2 protein-coding genes, 2 rRNA genes and 1 pseudogene are annotated in these 3,214 nt (G+C 30.8%); 4 read left to right on the top strand and 1 reads right to left on the bottom strand.

Translation table 11 applies throughout. The features are described from left to right. Nucleotides 1-4: 4 nt before the first annotated feature. Nucleotides 5-121: ribosomal RNA gene (rrf, locus tag F9279_RS24665) — 5S ribosomal RNA — on the top strand. Nucleotides 122-291: 170 nt separating this feature from the next. On the opposite strand, the gene F9279_RS24660 is transcribed toward rrf, so the two are convergent. Next, a complete protein-coding gene (locus F9279_RS24660) occupies nt 292-741 on the bottom strand; it encodes an AraC family transcriptional regulator (protein ID WP_152116728.1) in 450 nt (149 codons plus the stop codon). Between the two features lie 442 nt (nt 742-1,183). Here F9279_RS24660 and F9279_RS24655 point away from each other — a divergent pair, with 442 nt between their 5' ends. From F9279_RS24655 to F9279_RS24645, 3 genes and pseudogenes are all read left to right on the top strand, one after another. Continuing rightward, nucleotides 1,184-1,894, top strand: coding sequence for an alpha/beta fold hydrolase (locus F9279_RS24655; protein WP_152116727.1), 711 nt, complete (start codon nt 1,184-1,186; stop codon nt 1,892-1,894). Between the two features lie 330 nt (nt 1,895-2,224). Continuing rightward, a pseudogene (locus F9279_RS24650) lies at nt 2,225-2,692 on the top strand (NUDIX domain-containing protein); the annotation flags it as partial. Between the two features lie 448 nt (nt 2,693-3,140). Beyond that, nucleotides 3,141-3,214: ribosomal RNA gene (locus tag F9279_RS24645) — 16S ribosomal RNA — on the top strand; the annotation flags it as partial.

Raw genomic sequence — 3,214 nt, 5'->3', positions numbered from 1 at the left:
ATAGTCTGGTGGCGATAGCGAGAAGGTCACACCCGTTCCCATACCGAACACGGAAGTTAAGCTTCTCAGCGCCGATGGTAGTTGGGGGCTCTCCCCCTGTGAGAGTAGGACGTCGCCAGGCAATCAAAAAGATCTAAAAGCATAATGCTTTTAGATCTTTTTTTGTTTTAGACATGTAGCATAAGGCGAATATTAACCGTTTAAACCTCTATGAAGCTATAAGCATCTAATAAAAGCAATTCCTCCAAAAAGATGAATCTTGAAATGGTTGTAAAAAAGTCTTTAATTAGATTACTTTATAGGCACACATATTTCACAAAATGAATTGCTGTTCATATTACCAATGAATCTCTCTATAATTGGTCTGTTGTCTATATGATATTCATTACTTTGTAGAAATAAAAAAATTTTAGAGTATGCTTCTTGAATATCTTCAGTTATATGCTTGACCTCGTAAATAAGATATTTACCTTCAGAAGTTTCACCTTCAAAAATTGAACCATCAATTTGATAATCATCAGCTATTACAATGCAAGCATCAAATCTACATTTTTCAGAAAGAGTTGTTTCTGGATTATCTTGAGGGATAGCAAGTAAGATTGTTGACTCGGAAAGAAGATTTCTCTCTCTAGCCCATACTTTTAAATCCTCCATTACTTCACTATTTTCAGGACCATAAGTACCAAATCGTCGCAAATAAGCAATGCGATAGTGTGGAAGGGTTTCTACTCTAAACTTCATCAGCTCTTCTTCCTTTCTTCATTTGATATCTGATTGTTACGGTATGACTGTAACATGTTATAAAAAATATTTACATCTTATTTTAAAAAATTTCTTTTAATTGCAATGTACTAATATACTTAAAAATCAATATTAGAACTATTAGCATTATCACGTATAAACGTCAACTTTATAAACTGTGTGAGCTATAACCTGCTTTCAACTTATATAAGGTTAATGATATTGAATTTAGATATTATGAAACTTATATTATACGGATTGACTAAAGCTACTTGAGAGTTTCATAGGTTTATGAATATCTTCCTAATTTTATTAATTAAAAATAGATTCATTATACATAAGGTTCTCACCAAAAGATAGATATGATCTATTGGTTTTGTATAAATATTCCAGCGGGTAATTATACTAGTTTTTACTAATTAAATAGAATGGTGGAATTTACATGATATTACGTACGACCATTTCAGGAAGAGGTGAGCCTCTAGTTCTTATTCATTCTGGAGGTATGACAGGAAATGTAGAATATGAAGAGCAAAGTCAATGCTTCTCCACTAGAGACTATCAAGTAATTAGACTTGATTTGAGAGGACATGGAAAGTCTGTTGGAGAACTGGATCATTATTTTAGTCATTGTGCAAAGGATATAAATGATACATTAGAAAACTTAAATATTACTCAATGTCATATCGCAGGAGTTTCATTGGGTGGAATAGTAGCTCTACTTTTTGCTAAAGAATATCCTAATAAAGTAAAGTCTCTCTGTTTTTCAGGAATATTTCCTAAAGAACCTGATAATTGGGATGAATTATCTAAAGAAGAGGCTTCTTCCTATGAGCAATTGTCTACTAATAGAGAAGCTGTGCATTTCTTAAATGAAATTCACGGTGATAATGATTGGAAAGCATTACTTAGCTTGTTTACTAGTGAACATTTTTACCTATTTAATGAAACAAGTGAAGTGTCTTCTATTAAGATACCAACTATATATATGGTTGGTGAGAAACAAGAAATAGAAGTTTTAGCAGCTCTAACTTTCAAGCAATTAAATCAGGAATTTCATATATCTATTATCCCTTTTGCTGGCCATTTGGTACATCGAGATCAACCTGAATTATATTCTCAAATTCTTCATGCTTTTCTCAAGAGGATTTAAGGTGAGTTGAAAACTAAAATTAACTTATTGGATAGATTGCTAACCTTGTAAGTAAGTGTAATGTTTTTTTTTTATAAAGATACATCGCTATATCACTAACATGAGTCAAGAGCAATCTATCAATATAGAAGGAATGTTTAAATGTAACCTAGTTAAAAGTTAAAAAAGAGAATATACAATGTGAATTCATTAGAGTTGTGATAATACAAAACATTAATTAGTTTAACATAGTAGAAAGGAATAATTGAAGGAGTTACAGTTATGATATTTTTTGGAACTATTGGTATATCCTTTGCAGAATAGAAAAAGGTATACAAAAGGGAAGCTGTTAGAGCTATTATTTTAAGGAAAGATAAAATCTTATTAATTCAAACTAATAAGGGAGATTATAAATTTCTTGGTGGTGGTGTTAAGGGCTCAGAGAGTTATTCCCAGGCGCTTCTAAGAGAAATAGCAGAAGAGAGTGGATATAGGAATTGCATAGTAAAAGATAAGGTTGGTATTGTGGAAGAAAATCAACTAGATTTATTTGAACCGAATACCTATTTTCAAATGGTATTTCATTATTATTTATGTGAGCTAAAGAATACTATTATGACAATGCAAAAATTAGATGCATATGAAGCAGATTTAGATTTTAAGTCCGTTTGGATAACAATAGAAGAGGCTATCCAAGTGAATGAAGCTAGTATGAATAAGGAAGGAAGTAACCCATGGGTAAAGAGAGAGACTAGTGTGTTAAAGAAGTTAATTAATGAAAGTACAACCTTAAAGGAGTTAATTTCCATTAGGAAATAGTCATTATGTTGAGAATGGAGTAATGATGTTTAATGTTAACATATAAGAATTACAAATTACTATTATCTTAATAGCGTTTTGTAGCTATTATAGAGTGATAGATTAAGTTTATATTTCTTGAGTAAAGATATAATAATATCGATTCATATATTAATTTTAAAAAAATGATAAAAAGTGTTGACGTATATTTAAATAGTTGGTATTATATAAAAGTTGCTTCTGATAGAAACAACAAATCGCAAATGAATAATAATTAGTCAATAAATACTTTTAAAAAATTTATTGACAGATTAAAAAGATTTGTGATAAGATATAAAAGTTGCTTCTGATAGCAACAGAATGTATTGCTCTTTGAAAACTGAACAATAAACGTCAACAATAATCGTTCTTATAGAACGAAAACAAGTAATACAAAAGCTAGAGTTTAGCAATGAGCTAATCTTACTCTTTATTGGAGAGTTTGATCCTGGCTCAGGACGAACGCTGGCGGCGTGCCTAATACATGCAAGTCGAGCGGACTTT

It is taken from the genome of Bacillus sp. B1-b2, assembly GCF_009183415.1.
Lineage (GTDB): Bacteria > Bacillota > Bacilli > Bacillales > Cytobacillaceae > Niallia.
This window is presented reverse-complemented; position numbering and strand designations above follow the sequence as displayed.

Bases quoted from the DNA above. Each gene is read 5' to 3' on its own strand.
- F9279_RS24660 (WP_152116728.1), bottom strand. From the start codon at position 741: ATGAAGTTTAGAGTAGAAACCCTTCCACACTATCGCATTGCTTATTTG.
- F9279_RS24655 (WP_152116727.1), top strand. From the start codon at position 1,184: ATGATATTACGTACGACCATTTCAGGAAGAGGTGAGCCTCTAGTTCTT.